The following is a 16,100-nucleotide window of genomic DNA, read 5'->3' as shown; positions in this document are numbered from 1 at the left end:
GTACTCAGAACCCCCGCCGCCCCGGCGCTCGGAACGCCCGCCGTCCCCGGCGCTCAGAACGCCGACACGCCGGTCAGCGCCCGCCCGATGAGGAGCTTCTGGATCTGACTGGTGCCCTCGTACAGGGTCATCACGCGGGCATCGCGCAGGAGTTTGCCGACCGGGTACTCGTCGATGTAGCCGTAGCCGCCGAAGACCTGGAGGGCGTTGTTCGCGGCACGGACGGCGGCCTCGGAGGCGAACAGCTTGGCCTTGCTCGCCTCGGTGGCGAAGGGCAGGCCCCGGTCGACGAGGTCGGCGACGCGCCAGGTCAGCAGCCGGGCGGCGTCGACGTCGACCGCGATGTCACTGAGGAGTTCCTGGACGAGCTGGTGGTGGGCGATCGGCCTGCCGAACTGCTCGCGTTCGCCGGCGTACCGGACCGCCGCGTCCAGTGCGGCCTGGGCGATGCCGACGCAGCCCGCGGCGACCGACATCCGGCCCTTGGCGAGCGCCGACATGGCGACACCGAAGCCCTTGCCCTCGGGGCCGAGCATCGCGGAGGCGGGGACGCGGACACCCTCCAGGACCAGTTCGGCGGTGGCCTGGCCGCGCAGGCCCAGCTTGCCGTGGACGGTGCGGCGGGTCAGGCCGGGGGTGTCGGTGGGGACGAGGAACGCGGTGACGCCCTTGTGGCCGGGGGCGTCGGTGGAGCGGGCGAAGAGGAGGACGACATCGGCCCAGGTGCCGTTGGTGATGAACATCTTGGTGCCGTCGAGGACGTAGTCGTCGCCGTCGCGGACCGCGCGGGTGGCGAGGTTGCCGGCGTCGGAGCCGGTGCCGGGCTCGGTGAGGCCGAAGCAGCCGACGTACTCCCCCGCCGTCAGCCCCGGCAGCCAGCGCCTCTTCTGCTCCTCGCTCCCCCAGGTCGCGATCGTCTTGGCGACCAGGCCGAGGGAGACGGAGACGATGCCGCGCACGGAGGAGTCACCGCGGCCGAGTTCCTCGGTGACCAGGCAGTACGCGAGGTGGTCGCCGCCACTGCCGCCGTACTCCTCGTCGACGGTGAGCCCCAGGAAGCCGACCTCGCCGAGCTTCTTCACGATCGAACGGTCGACGCTCTCGGCGCGGTCCCAGTCCACGACGTGCGGGGCGATCTCGCGCTCGACGAAGTCCCGGGCGAGTCGGCGGACGGCGGTCTGCTCCTCGCTGAGCTCCAGGTTCACGGCGGCTCACCCCTCCTTTAATTATCACTGCTAGTTTAATCGCGCACCCCTACTATGTGCGCCATGGCCCGACCGCGCAAGCCCCTGCTGAGCACCGACCGCATCGTGGAGACGGCACGGCACCTGGTCGACGCGGAGGGGCTGGCGGCCCTGTCCACCCGGCGGCTCGCGGCCGAGTTGGGGGTGAGCGGGCCGTCGCTCTACAACCACTTCCGCACCAAGGACCAGATCCTGGAGGCGGTGGCGGACTCGGTGAGCGCCCAGGTCGACCTGTCGATGTTCGAGGACGGACGCGACTGGCGGACCGCGCTGTACGACTGGGCGCTCTCCTACCGCGGCGCCCTGCGCGACCATCCGAACATCGTGCCCGTCCTCGCGCGGGGGCCCGGACGGCGGCCCGCCGGGCTGCGGGTCGCGGACGCGGTCTTCGGCGCCATGGTCGACGCGGGGTGGCCCGCGGCGCAGGCCACGTCCATCGGGGCGCTGATGCGGTACTTCATCATGGGGTCCGCCCTCGGGTCGTTCGCCGGGGGTTTCGTGGACGACGAGAGCGCGTACGACCCGGCGGACTATCCGCATCTCGGTCAGGCGCATCTGCTGGCCGAACAGCAGGAGAAGGTGGACGAGCGGGCGTTCGAAGCGGGCCTGAACGCACTGCTGGAGGGCCTCGCGGCCCAGTACGAGCGGGTCGTCCGGCAGGGGCCCTAGCCGACCGGACGTCGGCCGACGCCGCTCGGCGGCGGTCGACGGCGGTCGGCGACGGTCGGCGGCGGCCGGCGGCGCTCGGCGGCGGCCGACGGCGGCCGACGCCGACCGCCGGATCAAGTCTCCCGCCGGCGGCTCCGCTCCCCTGCCGCCCTCGGCCGGCCCTCCGAGCTCGGCGTCCGAAAATCGCGAGCCTCGGTGCGGCGGCGCGCCTAGCCTCGGGGCATGGCTGAGAACTCCCGGGTCCGTCCCGTCCGTCGTGCCGAGCTGCTCGCCGGTGGGGCCGCCCTCGTGACCGTCGTGCTGTGGGCGTCGGCCTTCGTGTCCATTCGCAGCGCCGGGCAGGCGTACGCGCCGGGGGCGCTGGCGCTGGGCCGGCTCGCGGCCGGGGCGGTGGCGCTCGGGCTGATCTGGGCGGTACGGCGGGAGGGTTGGCCGCCACAGGCCGCGTGGCGGGGGATCGCGGTGTCCGGGGCGCTCTGGTTCGGGTTCTACATGGTCGCCCTGAACTGGGGCGAGCAGCAGGTCGACGCGGGTACGGCCGCGCTGGTCGTCAACATCGGCCCCCTCCTGATCGCCCTGCTCGGCGCCCGTCTGCTGGGCGACCCGATGCCGCCCCGGCTGCTCGCGGGCATGGCGGTGTCGTTCGCGGGAGCCGTCGCGGTGGGGCTGTCGATGTCCGGCGAGGGCGGCGCGTCGGTGCTGGGCGTCGTGCTGTGCGTGCTCGCGGCGGTCGCGTACGCGGGCGGCGTGGTCGCGCAGAAGCCCGCGCTGGGCTCGGCGAGCGCCCTCCAGGTGACCACCTTCGGCTGTCTCGTCGGCGCGGTGCTGTGCCTGCCGTTCGCCGGGCAGCTGGTGCGGGACGCGGCCGACGCGCCGCTCTCCGCGACCCTCAACATGGTCTACCTGGGCGTCTTCCCGACCGCGCTGGCGTTCACGACCTGGGCGTACGCCCTGGCCCGTACGACCGCGAGCCGGATGGGCGCCACCACGTACGCCGTGCCCGCGCTGGTCGTCCTCATGTCCTGGCTGGCCCTCGACGAGGTGCCGGGTCCGCTCACCCTGGCCGGTGGCGCGCTGTGCCTGGCGGGTGTGGCCGTGTCCCGGTCCCGACCGCGGGCGGGGGCGGGGGCGGGGGCAGGGGTCCGGGGTGCCGCGGACGGCACGGCGGTGACCGGTGCGGCTGAGGTGGCGGTAGTGGCGGAGGTGGCGGTGGCCGTGGCTCCGGACACGGTCACGGAGCCACGGCCACGGCACGATCGGACTTCCTAGTCGACGCGGCTAACCGACCTGTTCCGCCGGCTCCGCCTGAGGGGCAGGTTCGGTCCGGGCGCTCGCCCGGCGGGCGAGGACCCTGATCGACAGGAGGGCCACCACCGAGAGCGCGATGATGTACGCGGACACCGCCAGGGACGTGCCGGTCGCCTCCAGGAGCAGCACCATCAGGAACGGCGCGAGGCCGCCGCCGAGGACCGCCGCGATCTGGTACCCGAGCGAGGCACCCGTGTACCGCATCTCGGGGGTGAACAGCTCGGCGAACAGGGCGGCCTGCGGCCCGTACATGATGCTGAGGAAGCAGCTGGCGACGAAGGTGCCGACGGCCAGCCACACCAGGGACCCGGTGTCGATGAGCAGGAACAGCGGCACGGCCCACAGGGCGATCCCGGCCGCGCCGAACGCGTAGATCCGGATCCGTCCGACCCGGTCGGAGAGGGCCGCGGCGGCGGGGATCAGGATGAGCTGGGTGAGGCTGACACAGAGCGAGACGGCGAGGACGGCGCTGCGCTTCATGTCGAGTTCACGGGTGGTGTAGTCGAGGACGCCGGTGATGATGATGTAGAACGTCGCGGTGTTCACGGCGAAGGAACCGCCGGCGAGGAAGACCGTGCCGAGGTGACCGCGGAGGATCGTCCTGAGCGGCGAACTCTTCTCGCTCCTCTCCTGCTCCGCGAGCGCCCGCTCCGCCTCCCGGAACTCGGGGGTCTCCTCGACCTTGCGGTGGATGTACCAGGCCAGGCCGAGGACGAACAGGCCGATCAGGAACGGGACGCGCCACCCCCACGCGACGAACGCGCTCTCACTGGTGGCCCCGCCCACGACGAGGAACACGGTGTTGGCGCTCACCACGCCGATCGGCACGCCGAGTTGGACGAAGCTGCCGTACACCCCGCGCTTGCCCTCGGGGGCGTACTCGGTGGCGAGCAGCATCGCGCCGCCCCACTGGGCGCCGACGGCGACACCCTGGGCGACCCGGAGGAGGACGAGCAGGACCGGAGCGGCGATCCCGATCGTCTCGTACGTGGGGAGGAGACCGATGCCGGTGGTGGCGAGGCCCATCAGGGTGAGGGCCAGGACCAGCATCGGCTTGCGGCCGCGCTTGTCACCGAGGTGACCGGCGACGATGCCGCCGAGGGGGCGGGCGAGGAAGCCGACGGCGAAGGTGGCGAACGCGGCGAGGACTCCCGCGGAGGAGCTGCCGGCGGGGAAGTAGAGGTCGCCGAGGACGAGGGCCGCGGCTATACCGAAGACGAAGTAGTCGTACCACTCGACGGCTGAGGCGAGGGCCGCGGCCGTGGCGACCTTGCGGCGATGACGGGCGTCGGGCTGCTGGGGACGGGGAGAAGGAGCGGTGTCCATGCGTGCACACTCCGATGGGTGCGGGGACGTTCCGGGGGAACGTACTGACCGGACGGTATGCCGGTCAACGGTTGTGCACGGGTGGGTTTCGGGTGCCTCCTGGCTCGGGGGTGCGCGTGGTTGTGGCGGGTGCGGGTGCGTCGTGGTTTCTCGCGCGGTTCCCCGCCCCTGAAGGCATGGGCCTGCGGCCCGCCTTCAGCTGAAAAGCACGGGGCGAAGCCCCGGTCGCTTTTCAGGGGCGCGGGGAACCGCGCGAACGGCCCCCACCCGTCCGCGCCGTGCGTACGCCGGTCAGAACGTCACGACCGCCCGGCCGCCCTTGCCCGCGCGCATGTTGTCGAAGGCCGCCGGGATGTCGTCCAGCGAGATGCGGTCCGTGATCAGTGCGCCGAGGTCGAGGCGGCCGGCCCGGACGTGGCCGGCCAGGACCGGCAGGTCCCGTGCCGGGTCGGAGTTGCCGTACACGCAGCCGGACAGGGTGCGGCCCCAGTGGAAGATCTCCAGCGCGTTGAAGGCGACCTGCTGCTCCTTGCCGCCGATCCCCACGACCGTCGTGCGCCCGCCCCGCCGCGTGGACTCCCAGGCCGTACGGATCGTCACCGCCCGCCCCACGCACTCCACGGCGACATCGACCCCCTGCTTCCCGGTCAGCGCCCGGATCTCGCGGGCGGTGCCCTCGGAGGCGACGACGAAGTCCGTGGCCCCGGCCGCCCGCGCCAGTTCCTCCTTCGCCGGGGAGACGTCCACCGCCACGATGCGCGACGCGCCCGCGATCCGCGCCGCCTGGAGCGCCGCGAGACCCACTCCGCCCACGCCGAACACCGCGACGGTCTCGCCCTCCCGCACCCGCGCCGAGTGGTGCACCGCCCCGTACCCGGTCAGGACGGCGCAGCCGAGGAGCGCCGCGTCGGTGAGCGGGATGCCGTCCGGAGCGGGAAGTACGCACCCGGCGGCCACCACCGTCTCCTCCGCGAACGCGGCCACGTTCAGGCCTGGGTGGAGGTCCGTGCCGTCGGAGGCGCGCCGGGCGTACACGTCGCCCACGCCGGCCAGCGCGTTCGCGCACAGCCACACCTCGCCGAGCGAGCAGGCGTGGCAACTCCCGCAGGACGGTGCCCAGTTGAGGACGACCCCGGCACCGGGTGAGACATGGGTGACGCCCTCCCCCACGGCCAGTACCGTCCCCGCGCCCTCGTGGCCCAGCACGGCGGGCACCGGCACCCGCATCGTCCCGTCGGACAGCGACAGGTCGGAGTGGCAGACCCCGGCGGCGGCGAGCCGCACTCGGACCTGGCCGGGTCCGGGCTCCGGCAGCTCGATCTCGGCGATCTCCAACGGGGCCCCGACGGCGGGCAGTACGGCGGCTCGAACGGTCATGACGGAACGACTCTCCTGGAGCGACGGCAGCGGACGACGGCGAAGGCAACGGGCAGGCGCTGAGGCCGGGGGCTGGGGGCTAGGGGCGACTGGACTAGAACTGGAGGGACTTGGTCTGGAGGTATTCGACCAGGCCGTGGGCGCCCAGTTCGCGGCCGACTCCCGACTGCTTGTAGCCGCCGAAGGGGGCCCGCGGGTTGAAGCGGCCGCCGTTGATGTCGACCTGGCCGGTGTCCATGCGGCGGGCGAAGGCGACGGCCTCGGCCTCCTCCGCGGCCCAGACGGCACCGGCGAGCCCGTACACCGTGCCGTTGGCGATGCGCAGGGCGTCCTCCTCGTCCTCGTAGCGGAGGACGGACAACACGGGGCCGAAGATCTCCTCCTGGGCGACGGTCATCTCGGGGGTCACGTCGGCCAGGACGGTGGGGCTCACGAAGTAGCCCTGCTCGCGCGGGGATTCGGGGCCGCCGGCCGCCAGCCTGGCGCCCTCGGCGAGGCCCTTCTCGATGTAACCGCGCACCCGGTCCCGCTGCTTGGCGTTGACCAGCGGGCCGAGGCGCTCGCCGTACTTCGCGGCGGCGGTCGCGGCCAGCTCGACCGCCTCCTCGTACTGGGAGGCGTGCACCAGCATCCGGGTCCAGGCGCTGCACGTCTGGCCCGAGTTGGACATGACGTTGGCGACGCCGACGCTGACCGCCTTGGCGAGGTCGGCGCTCGGGAGGATGACGTTGGCGGACTTGCCGCCGAGTTCCAGGGCCACCCGCTTGATCGCCGCGCCCGCGGTGGCGCCGATGCCGCGGCCGACGGCCGTCGAGCCGGTGAAGGACACCATGTCGACGCCGTCGTGCGCGGCGAGGGCCTGCCCGGCGACCGCGCCGAGACCGGTGACCAGGTTGAACACCCCTGCGGGCACCCCCGCCTCGTGCACGGCCTCCGCGAACAGCTGGGCGACGAGCGGGGTGTCCTCGGCGGGCTTCAGGACGACCGTGCAGCCCGCCGCGAGCGCCGGGGCGACCTTGGCGACGATCTGGTGCAACGGGTAGTTCCAGGGGGTGATCGCGCCGACGACGCCGATGGGCTCGTGGAACACGGTCGAGTTGCCGACCTTCTCCTCGAAGGCGTGCGTCGCGGCCAGTTCGGCGTACGAGCCCGCGACCGTGATCGGCAGGTCGGCGTGCACCTTCTGGGAGAACGGCAGCGGCGAGCCCAGCTCCGCCGTCACCGTCTCGGCGATCTCCTCCCGGCGCGCGGCGAGCGCGTCCCGCAGCGCGCCGATCACCGCGCCGCGCTGCGCGGGCGGCGTGGCGGCCCAGCTCGGCAGGGCCGTCCGAGCGGCGCGTACGGCGGCGTCGACGTCCTCGGCGGTGCCCGCGGGGACCCGGTCGATCACCTGCTCGTCGACCGGGTTCACCACCTCGATCGTGTCGGTGCCGGCGGCGGGCCGCCAATCGCCGCCGATGTACATGCCGTCGTGTGCCTTCATCATGGTGCCTTCCGCTGCGCCGCCGAGTGGTCCGCACCAAAAACTAGCTCTGATAGTTTTCCGGCACCAGAGTGGAGGACTGTGACGACCGCCCCGTCCGGAGCCGTCCGGAGGGGTCGCCTCAGAAGTCGACGCGTGTGCGGTCGTCCACCCGCGCCACCGCCTCCTGGCCGAAGGCCTTCCGGTAGTCGACGCGGATCTCCTCGATCTTCCGGTCGCTCGCGGCGGCGGCCGACACCGGGTACAGCAGAGTCAGCTCGTACGACCGCTCCGTCTCGATGGCGCCGCTCGCGTCCCGCCACTGGCCGCGCCCCTGCTGCACGGTGAGCCCGTCCGGGAAGCCGGGTGTGACCTCCTGCTGGACGAAGTCCCGGAACTCCCCGTCGGTGACCGCTGGTCCGCCGTCGGGCCGCTCCGTGCCGAAGAACAGCCGGGTCTCGATGTACGGGGCCCCGCGCCCGGGCGCCACGACGGGACCGGAGGAGATGTCCTCGGCGAGGGTGGCGTACGCCGTCGGGGCCCCGACGGCGAGCAGACAGGCGGCCGCCGCTGGGGCGAGGCGGGGGCGGGTGAGGTGCCGGGCGAGGGCGGGGCTCCGGGGACGAGTGGAATGCGAGGCCATGCCCACACCTGTAACGGAACCGCCGACTCCGGGACGTCGGCCGCGCCGGAGCCGGACCCGCGCGTGCGCCCGTACGCCCCGGAGCCGCCGAGAAGCCGCCCCCCGCTCCCCGCGCGCCGGTTCACGACCTCCACACCCGACGCCGGTTGCCGCCTCCGCATGGGAGGCCGCTTCATCCCTCCATGCCGGGCGCCGGTCCCCTCTCCGCGCGGGGAGCCGCCCCGCCCCTCCGCGCCCGGCCCCTCCGCACCCGAGTCATCTTCTCCCCGTCGCGTCCCGGACGGCGGTGAGGTGGGCGAAGACGACGACGTTGCTCGCGTAGCCCTTCCTCCGGTCGTACACCCCGCCGCAGGTGATCAGGCGCAGCTCCGGGCGCTTCCGGGTGCCGTAGACCAGTTCGTTGGGGAAGTGGGCCTTCTCGTACGTCTTCACGGCGTCCACCGTGTAGACGGCGGTACGGCCGTCGGCGCGCCGGACCTCGACGACGCGACCTTGTTTGACCATGTCCAGCGCGGCGAACACGGCCGGTCCCGTCCGGGTGTCGCGATGGCCGACCACGACCGCCGTACCGGGGCCGCCGGGCGCGGGGCCCGCCGCGTACCAGCCGACCAGTTTCGGCCTGTCGTCCGGCGGCGCGGGCAGCCGCCCCTCGCGGTCGAGGCGGAGTTCCATGACCGGGGCCTTGATGCCGAGGTAGGGGATGCTGACGGTCTTCGCCGGCGAGTGCGGAAGCGTACGGGGCCCCGCGGGCCCACCCGGCTTCGCCGGCCGCCCGGGGGTGGGGCGGGCGGTCCCGGCCGGGTCGGGGCTCGTCGGCCGGCCGACCGTCGTGCCGGAACCCTCGGCGGGGGCGGACCCCTGGCGCCCGGTGCTCCCGCCTCCTCCCGAAGCCGCCGCCCGCGAAGGCGATCCCGGCACCCCCGGCCCACCGGAGAACGCACCGGAGCCACTGGACCGGCCGGGCCCACCGGGCCCACGGGCCCCATCAGGCCCCCCGGAAGTCACCGCACCCCCCGCCACCGACGCCGCCCCAGCCGCCGACGGCACCCCGGGCGCGGACCCTGCGCCCGAAGGCGTCCCGGCCCCCGAAGGCACCCCGGATGCCGTGGTCGCGTCCGGTGGTGTGCGGGGTGTGGCCGCCGTCGTGGGGCGCGCCGTGGGCGACGGCGTGGGGCGTGGGGAGGACCAGGGCGCCGGGGCGCGCGATGTCCCCGCATCGCGCGCCCCGGCGAGGTCGGCCCCGTGCGGGCCGCCCCGCTCCTCGTCCTTCGCCCAGTTCGCGACGCTCACCACCAGCACGACGGTCAGCACGATCGTCCGGGTGAGGCGGTAGGCGCGCGTCCGCTGCCAGGGCCGCGGGGCGCGTCTACGCGGCGCCATCGGCGCGACGACGGCGCAGCCGCAGATAGGCGACCCCGCCCACCGCGGCGAGGCCCACCGCGGCCGTCCCGGCGACCGGGGAGAAGTCCTTGGTCATGGCGAGACCGCCGCCGCCGGCCGGCGGGCCTCCGTTGGGCGCGACGGGGCAGTTCACGGTGAAGTCCTTGAACTTGGGCGCGGCCGTCTCGCCGACGACCCGCCAGGTCAGCCGGTAGTCGCCGTCCTGGAACCGCACGGCACCCTCGGGGGTCACGGGCGGGGTGTGGCCGCTGCCGTCGTCCGCGAGCGCGATGGCGCCCTCGGCGACGGGGTTGGGGATCGGCGCGGGCGGCAGCTTGTCGATGCTCCAGGCGATGCTCTGTCCCGCGCGGAAGTTGAACGCGGCCAGATAGAAGTCGCAGACGTTCGGTTGGTGGCGCTGGTTGCTGAACGGGAAGCCCACCCGGTGGATCTTGACGTCGGGGTCGCCCGGCGCCGCGACGGCGGCCGGTGCCGAGATCATGGTGGCTCCCGTGGCGGTGAGCGTCGCGAGGACGGCGGCACTCGCGCGTGCTCCGGCGCGGCGGGGGCGGGACGAGGTGGACATGTAAGACCTCCGAGTCAGGTGATTGTCATACAAATCATGCTTTCACCTGACTCTTTGTCACATCATCGAGGAGACGGCGGGAGCCGCGCCTCACACGCCGTCAGATATCCCTCTTCCGGCTCAAGACCGCCCCGATCCGGGAGCGGCGCCGCCCGACGGAACGCTCCTTCCCCTCGCTCCCCCGCGCCGGGGCGACCGGGGAGCGCAGGGCGATCCCCGCCGATACCAGCAGCAACGCGCCGAGCATCACGAACGGCGCGGCCACTCCCGCGACACCGGCGACCAGACCCGCGGCGGCGGGCGCCGCGACCTGTCCGAGCCGGTTGCCCGTGAGCCGGAGCGCGAGGGCGGTGGAGCGGGCGTCGTCCGGGGCGGCGTGCACGACCGTCGTCATGGACAGCGGCTGCCCGACCCCGAGGCAGAAGCCGAGCGCGGAGAGCATCAGGGCCAGCGCCCACACGGGCACCGGCACCGCGATCCCCGCGCACAGCACGGCCCCGAGCGCACAGGTCACGGTGAGCAGGGCGGTCCGGCCGAGCCATCGCAGCATGGGCGTCATCACCAGACGGCAGGCGATGGTGGCGGCGGCGCGCAGGCTCAGCAGGAGGCCGATGACGGACGGCGCGATGCCCCGGTCCTCCCCGACGACCGGGAGGTAGGCGGTGAGGATGTCGGTCGCCGACAGCACCGCGAGGCTGATGAGGATGCCGCCGGGCACTCCTCTGGTGCGCAGGATGCGGTGCACGGGGACCCGCTCGCCCTGCTCGGTGCGGGAGTCGGGGTCCACGGGGCGCTCTATGCGCCACAGCGACGTGCACGCGACTGCCGCTCCCGCGCCCGCCACCACCAGCGCCAGGGCGCTCGTCCGTGCCATGTCCGGGCCGCCGATGAGGGCGCCCGCGGCGATCGGGCCGATCAGCTGGCCGAGGGAGGCGCCGATGGTGAAGTGGCCGAAGTTGCGGTCGTGTTCGTGCGGCGCGGACTGCCGGGCGACCAGCGACTGGGCGCCGATGACGAAGGAGAGATGGCCGAGGCCCATCACCCCGCTCCAGACGGCCATCGTCAGCAGGGAGTTCGCCAGACCGCTCAGGGCGCAGCCGCCGGCGATGAGGACGACGCCGACGGGCAGCAGGGGCGCGCACCGCCCCTGGTCGGTCCTGCGGCCGAGCGGGACGGCGGCGAACAGCGGGAGCAGGGCGTAGACCCCGGCGATCACACCGATCGCCCGCTCGTCGGCGCCCAGCGCGAGGGCCCGGTAGGAAACGGCGGGCCGCGCCATCGACACCGCCCCCTGCGCGAAGCTGAAGGCGATGACGAGACGAAGCAGCCAGCCGCGATTCCCGCCGGGCCTCACGATGACGTTCCTCCTTGGCTCAACCGACGCTGCCCGTCGGCTCAGATGATGCCCATCAGGATCCCGGCGCCCAGGATGACCAGCGAGGTGACCGCCGCCCACTTCACGACGAACCGGGTGTGGTCGCCGAACTCGACCTTCGCCATACCCACGAGGACGTAGACGGCGGGCACGAGCGGGCTGGACATGTGCAGCGGCTGACCGACGAGGGAGGCGCGGGCGATCTCCAGGGGCGAGACACCGTGCGCGGCACCGGCCTCGGCGAGGACCGGCAGGACACCGAAGTAGAAGCCGTCGTTGGACATGAAGTACGTGAGCGGCAGGCTCAGGAAACCGGTGACGAGGGCCATGTGCGGGCCCATGCCCTCCGGGATGCCGTCGACGATCCACTTGGCCATGGAGTCGACCATGCCGGTGCCCTGGAGGACGCCGGTGAAGACGGCGGCGGCGAAGACCATGCCGGAGACGTTGAGGACGTTGTCGGCGTGGGCGGCGAGCCGGGCCTTCTGGTCGGGGATGTGGGGGAAGTTGACCGTCAGGGCGAGGGCGGCGCCGAGGATGAACAGCACCGGGATCGGCAGCCACTCCATGATCATGGCGGTGAGCAGCGTGACCGTGAGGAGCGCGTTGAACCAGTACAGCTTGGGGCGCAGCGTCGGGCGGTCGGGGTCCAGGCCCTGGAGGCGGACGTCGTCGGCGTCGTCGCCCTCGGGGTCGGCGTCCGTGCCGGAGCCGGCGCCGCCGGTGGTCTTCGTCGTACGGACCTTGTCGTCACCGGAGCCGGAGGCGGCGGAGGCGCCCGCGCCGACGAGCACGGTCTCCTCGGACTGCTCCTGCTCCTCGTCCTTGACGATCTTCTCCTGCTCCAGGACCTCGTCGAGGCTCAGCACACCGAGGCGCTTGCGCTCGCGCAGACCGAGGAAGTAGGCGAGGACGAAGACGAAGAGGAGGCCGACGGCGAGCGCCGGGATCATCGGGACGAAGATGTCGCCCGCGTCGAGCTTGAGCGCGGTGGCGGCGCGGGCGGTCGGGCCGCCCCAGGGCAGCGTGTTCATCACGCCGTTGGCGGTGGCGGCGACACCGGTCATGACGACGAGGCTCATCTTCAGGCGCTTGTACAGCGGGTACATCGCCGAGACGGTGATCATGAAGGTGGTGGAGCCGTCGCCGTCGAGCGAGACGATCGCGGCGAGCAGGGCCGTGCCGATGACGATGCGCAGCGGATCGGCCTTGCAGAACTTCAGGATGCCTCGGACGATCGGGTCGAAGAGGCCGACGTCGATCATGAGGCCGAAGTAGACGATGGCGAACATGAGCATCGCGGCGGTGGGCGCGAGGTTGCCCACCCCCTCGATGACGTAGTCGCCGAGCTTGGCGCCCTTCCCTACGAAGACGCAGAAGAGAGCGGGGATCAGCACGAGCGCCGCGATCGGCGACATCTTCTTCATCATGATCAGGACCAGGAAGGTCGCGATCATGGCAAAGCCGAGGATGGTCAACATGTGGATACCTAACGTTCGCCCTTGAACTCCCACCAGGGCACCGGCGGTGCGACGACGTTAGGGCGGCTCCACAAGCGTTAACAAGACGTTGACATGCGAGCAATAAGCGCAGAACTCCAGGTCACAGCGTTGCGCCTGCTCGCGCGAGCTCCACGGGCACTCCGTTGAGGACCGCGTTGCCCGACAGTGGATCAAGGAGCGAGCCGTCGAGGAGCTGGTTGACGTTGACGCCGGGGTCGAGCGCGGCGTGGCTCATCCGGGTGCCCGGCCGGTCGTGTCCCCAGCCGTGCGGAAGGCTCACCACGCCCCGGCGCACACCGTCGGTGACCTCGGCGGGGGCGGTGACCTCTCCCCCGGCGCCCTTGATCCGTACGGCGTCCCCGTCGGTGATGTCGAGGCGTGCGGCGTCCTCGGGGTGGATGTGCAGGGTGCAGCGGTTGGTGCCGCCGGTGAGGGCGGGCACGTTGTGCAGCCAGCTGTTGTTGGACCGCAGATGGCGGCGGCCGATGAGGACGAGGCCGTCGGGGCGTTCCCCGAGGGCCGTGCGGAGCCTCGGCAGGTCGTCGGCGATCGGGCCCGGCAGCAGTTCGATCCTGCCGCTGACCGTCTTGAGCGGCTGGGGCAGCCGGGGTTGGAGGGGCCCGAGGTCGATGCCGTGCGGGTGGGCGAGCAGCCGCTCCAGGTTCAGGCCGTCGGGGTCGGTGCCGAAGCCGTCGCCGTACGGGCCGAGGCGCAGCATCATGTCGAGCCGCCGTTCGGGGCCGCTCTCGCCGTGGAGCTGGGCGGCCAGTTCCTTGGGGTCCCGGCCGTGGACGGGCGAGTGGGTCTCCTTGACCGCCCTGCCGAGGGTCTGGCCGATGACCAGGTCGTCCACGGCGGCGGGATCGGCGCCGTGCATGCCCGTGGCGGCAAGGGTCAGGCGCGCGAGGATCTCGGTCTCCGCCATGCGGCCGTCCTCCAGGGGCACGGCGGCGCGGTTGTAGCGGACCTGATTGCGGACGGCGAACGAGTTGAAGGCGAAGTCGAAGTGCGGGGCCTGCGAGGGCGGGGGCGGGGGCAGGACGACATCGGCGTGGCGGGCGGTCTCGTTCAGGTAGGGGTCGACGCTGACCATGAAGTCGAGCGAGTCGAGCGCCTTGTCGAGGCGGTCGCCGTCGGGCGCGGAGAGCACGGGGTTGGCGGCGACGACGACCAGGGCGCGGACGGGGCTGCCCTCGGGGGTGGCGGTGTCGATCTCCTCGGCGAGCGCGGACAGCGGCAGTTCGCCCTTGGCCTCGGGGTGGCCGCTCACCCGGCTGCGCCAGCGGCCGAGGGCGAAGCCGCGGCCGGGTCCGGCGGGCCGGGGCGTCTTGTCCGTGGCGGAGAGCGGGAACAGGGCGCCGCCGGGCCGGTCGAGGTTGCCGGTGAGGATGTTGAGGACGTCGACCAGCCAGCTGGCGAGGGTGCCGTGCGGGACGGTGCAGCTGCCGATGCGGCCGTAGACGGCGGCGGTGGGCGCGGCCGCCAGTTCCCGGGCCATGGCCCGGATCGTGCCGGCGTCCACGTCGCAGGCCTCGGCGGCGGCCTCGGGGCTGAACTCCCGTACGGCTTCGGCGAGTTCCTCGACGCCCAGGACGTTCGGGGCGAGGTCGCCGAGGTCGACGAGGTCCTCCTCGAAGAGGACGTGCGCCATCGCGGCGAGGAGCAGCGCGTCCGTGCCGGGGCGGATGGCCACGTGCCGGTCGGCGAGCTTGGCGGTGCGTGTCAGCCGCGGGTCGACGACGGTGAGGGTGCCGCCGCGGGCCTTGAGCGCCTTGAGCTTGCCGGGGAAGTCGGGGGCGGTGCACAGACTGCCGTTGGACTCCAGCGGGTTGGCGCCGAGGAGCAGCAGGTGGTCGGTGCGGTCGAGGTCCGGTACGGGGATGGCGTGGGCGTCGCCGTAGAGGAGTCCGCTGGAGACGTGCTTGGGCATCTGGTCGACCGTGGAGGCGGTGAACAGGCTGCGGGTGCCGAGCCCGGCGAGGAGGACGGGCGGGTAGAGGGCGCCCGCCATGGTGTGCACGTTGGGGTTGCCGAGGACGACGCCGACGGCGTGGGGGCCGTGCGCCTCGACGACCGGGCGCAGTCCGGCGGCGACGGCGTCGAAGGCCTCCGCCCAGGTGGCTTCCCGCAGTTCCCCGTCCTTGCGGACCAGCGGGGTGCGCAGCCGGTCGGGGTCGCCGTCGGCCGCGCCGAACGAGGCGCCCTTCGGGCAGATGAACCCCTTGCTGAACACGTCGTCCCGGTCGCCGCGGGCCTTGGTGACCCGGGTGCCCTCGATGGTGAGGGTGAGCCCGCAGGTGGCCTCGCAGAGCGGGCAGATCCGCAGGGCGGTGCGGGAGTCGGGGGTGGTGGACACGGGTCCTCCCGGAGGGCGACGGCGTTGGCGCTCGGACGGGCGCCGCGCGTTCGGAGGGCGCGGCGCCGCAGCCGAGCATACCGACCGGTATGCATCAGCGGGAGGGGCGAACCGGATCGGGGCGGATCCGGTCAGTCCAGGACACGCGCGAGATAGGCCCTCAGCAGCTGCCGCATCTCCTCGATGATCCGCGGGTCCCCCTCGGGGGAGACCCGGAAGGAGAGGTGGACGAGGGTGTCGGCGGTCTCGACGGCGATGAGGAAGATACGGCGCAGGTCCTCGTCGGGGGTGCGGCCGATGTAGTCGGAGAGCAGCTCGGAGAGGCGGTCGGCGACGCGGGTGTTGGGTTCCTGGCGGCTGCCGCCGACGGGGATCTGGTTGCCGAAGTCGATGAGGGCGAAGCCGGGGGCGTGGCGCTTCATGTCGAGGTACTCGTCGAGGACGGCGTCCATGGCGGTGCGCCAGTCCCGGTCGCCGGTGCCCTCCAGGCGGCGTCCGACGCGTTCGGTGAAGCGGGCGAGGTTGCGTTCGGCGAGCGCGTCGGCCATCGCGCGCTTGTTGCCGAAGAAGCGGTAGACGGAGCCGATGGGCACACCCGCGCGCAACGCCACGGCACGGGTGCTCAGCGCGTCGTAGCCCACCTCGTCGAGGAGGTCGGCGCAGGCGTCGAGGATCCTGGTCAGTCGTTCGGCACTGCGCCGCTGCACGGGTGCACGGCGCAAGGAGGTCGCCTGGGACACGGGCTTCATGATGCCTTTCCGCCGAGGTCCGATGAGCTTCCGGATACAGGTACGGCCGGTACCGCCACTCCCGCTCAGCGGTCGAACACCGCGGACGACGAACATCCGCACGTCCGGGCCCTGCCGGGAGCG

At 73.0% G+C, this 16,100-nt stretch carries 13 protein-coding genes; 2 read left to right on the top strand and 11 right to left on the bottom strand.

What is annotated here, in order from left to right; genetic code table 11:
- Positions 1-53 precede the first annotated feature (53 nt).
- Positions 54-1,205, bottom strand: coding sequence for an acyl-CoA dehydrogenase family protein (locus tag M8J73_RS34480; protein WP_055539877.1), 1,152 nt, complete (start codon positions 1,203-1,205; stop codon positions 54-56).
- 63 nt (positions 1,206-1,268) lie between these two features.
- On the opposite strand from M8J73_RS34480, the gene M8J73_RS34475 reads away from it, so the two are divergent.
- Together M8J73_RS34475 and M8J73_RS34470 are read left to right on the top strand one after the other, a co-directional pair.
- Positions 1,269-1,913 (top strand): TetR/AcrR family transcriptional regulator, encoded by a 645-nt coding sequence (locus M8J73_RS34475; protein WP_055539876.1) that lies wholly within the window; start codon positions 1,269-1,271, stop codon positions 1,911-1,913.
- 222 nt (positions 1,914-2,135) lie between these two features.
- Positions 2,136-3,182 carry a DMT family transporter gene (locus M8J73_RS34470; protein WP_240501414.1) on the top strand — a complete coding sequence of 349 codons (1,047 nt, stop codon included), beginning with the start codon at positions 2,136-2,138 and terminating at the stop codon, positions 3,180-3,182.
- Between the two features lie 9 nt (positions 3,183-3,191).
- Here the strand turns inward: M8J73_RS34470 and M8J73_RS34465 are convergent, their stop codons facing one another.
- From M8J73_RS34465 to M8J73_RS34420, 10 genes are all read right to left on the bottom strand, one after another.
- A complete protein-coding gene (locus M8J73_RS34465) occupies positions 3,192-4,547 on the bottom strand; it encodes an MFS transporter (RefSeq protein WP_055539875.1) in 1,356 nt (451 codons plus the stop codon).
- Positions 4,548-4,838: 291 nt separating this feature from the next.
- Positions 4,839-5,924, bottom strand: coding sequence for a Zn-dependent alcohol dehydrogenase (locus tag M8J73_RS34460; protein WP_055539874.1), 1,086 nt, complete (start codon positions 5,922-5,924; stop codon positions 4,839-4,841).
- 94 nt (positions 5,925-6,018) lie between these two features.
- Positions 6,019-7,407: an aldehyde dehydrogenase family protein gene (locus tag M8J73_RS34455; protein WP_249829494.1), complete on the bottom strand. Its 1,389-nt coding sequence runs from the start codon at positions 7,405-7,407 to the stop codon at positions 6,019-6,021.
- A gap of 121 nt (positions 7,408-7,528) precedes the next feature.
- Positions 7,529-8,029, bottom strand: a complete 501-nt coding sequence (locus M8J73_RS34450) for a DUF3574 domain-containing protein (RefSeq protein WP_249829486.1) — start codon at positions 8,027-8,029, stop codon at positions 7,529-7,531.
- 255 nt (positions 8,030-8,284) lie between these two features.
- Positions 8,285-9,049, bottom strand: coding sequence for a class F sortase (locus tag M8J73_RS45615; RefSeq protein ID WP_492012102.1), 765 nt, complete (start codon positions 9,047-9,049; stop codon positions 8,285-8,287).
- 346 nt (positions 9,050-9,395) lie between these two features.
- Positions 9,396-9,995 (bottom strand): hypothetical protein, encoded by a 600-nt coding sequence (locus M8J73_RS34440; RefSeq protein ID WP_055537254.1) that lies wholly within the window; start codon positions 9,993-9,995, stop codon positions 9,396-9,398.
- A gap of 100 nt (positions 9,996-10,095) precedes the next feature.
- Entirely contained in the window at positions 10,096-11,349 is a 1,254-nt protein-coding gene (locus M8J73_RS34435; RefSeq protein WP_055537255.1) for an MFS transporter, read from the bottom strand.
- Between the two features lie 41 nt (positions 11,350-11,390).
- Positions 11,391-12,851, bottom strand: a complete 1,461-nt coding sequence (locus M8J73_RS34430; protein WP_055537256.1) for a citrate:proton symporter — start codon at positions 12,849-12,851, stop codon at positions 11,391-11,393.
- Positions 12,852-12,972: 121 nt separating this feature from the next.
- Positions 12,973-15,228 carry a molybdopterin oxidoreductase family protein gene (locus M8J73_RS34425; RefSeq protein WP_249829484.1) on the bottom strand — a complete coding sequence of 752 codons (2,256 nt, stop codon included), beginning with the start codon at positions 15,226-15,228 and terminating at the stop codon, positions 12,973-12,975.
- A 131-nt stretch (positions 15,229-15,359) separates the two neighbouring features.
- On the bottom strand, positions 15,360-15,977 hold the full coding sequence (locus M8J73_RS34420) for a TetR/AcrR family transcriptional regulator (protein ID WP_055542824.1): 618 nt from the start codon (positions 15,975-15,977) through the stop codon (positions 15,360-15,362).
- Between the last annotated feature and the right edge of the window lie 123 nt (positions 15,978-16,100).

Origin of the sequence: Streptomyces neyagawaensis (assembly GCF_023516595.1) — a bacterium.
GTDB lineage: Bacteria > Actinomycetota > Actinomycetes > Streptomycetales > Streptomycetaceae > Streptomyces > Streptomyces neyagawaensis.
Note: the sequence above shows the minus strand (reverse complement) of the source record. Positions and strands in the feature narration are given on the sequence as shown.

Coding starts and splice junctions, on each gene's coding strand:
- M8J73_RS34475 (WP_055539876.1), top strand. CDS start 1,269: ATGGCCCGACCGCGCAAGCCCCTGCTGAGCACCGACCGCATCGTGGAG.
- M8J73_RS34470 (WP_240501414.1), top strand. CDS start 2,136: ATGGCTGAGAACTCCCGGGTCCGTCCCGTCCGTCGTGCCGAGCTGCTC.
- M8J73_RS34465 (WP_055539875.1), bottom strand. CDS start 4,547: ATGGACACCGCTCCTTCTCCCCGTCCCCAGCAGCCCGACGCCCGTCAT.
- M8J73_RS34460 (WP_055539874.1), bottom strand. CDS start 5,924: ATGACCGTTCGAGCCGCCGTACTGCCCGCCGTCGGGGCCCCGTTGGAG.
- M8J73_RS34455 (WP_249829494.1), bottom strand. CDS start 7,407: ATGAAGGCACACGACGGCATGTACATCGGCGGCGATTGGCGGCCCGCC.
- M8J73_RS34450 (WP_249829486.1), bottom strand. CDS start 8,029: ATGGCCTCGCATTCCACTCGTCCCCGGAGCCCCGCCCTCGCCCGGCAC.
- M8J73_RS34440 (WP_055537254.1), bottom strand. CDS start 9,995: ATGTCCACCTCGTCCCGCCCCCGCCGCGCCGGAGCACGCGCGAGTGCC.
- M8J73_RS34430 (WP_055537256.1), bottom strand. CDS start 12,851: ATGTTGACCATCCTCGGCTTTGCCATGATCGCGACCTTCCTGGTCCTG.
- M8J73_RS34420 (WP_055542824.1), bottom strand. CDS start 15,977: ATGAAGCCCGTGTCCCAGGCGACCTCCTTGCGCCGTGCACCCGTGCAG.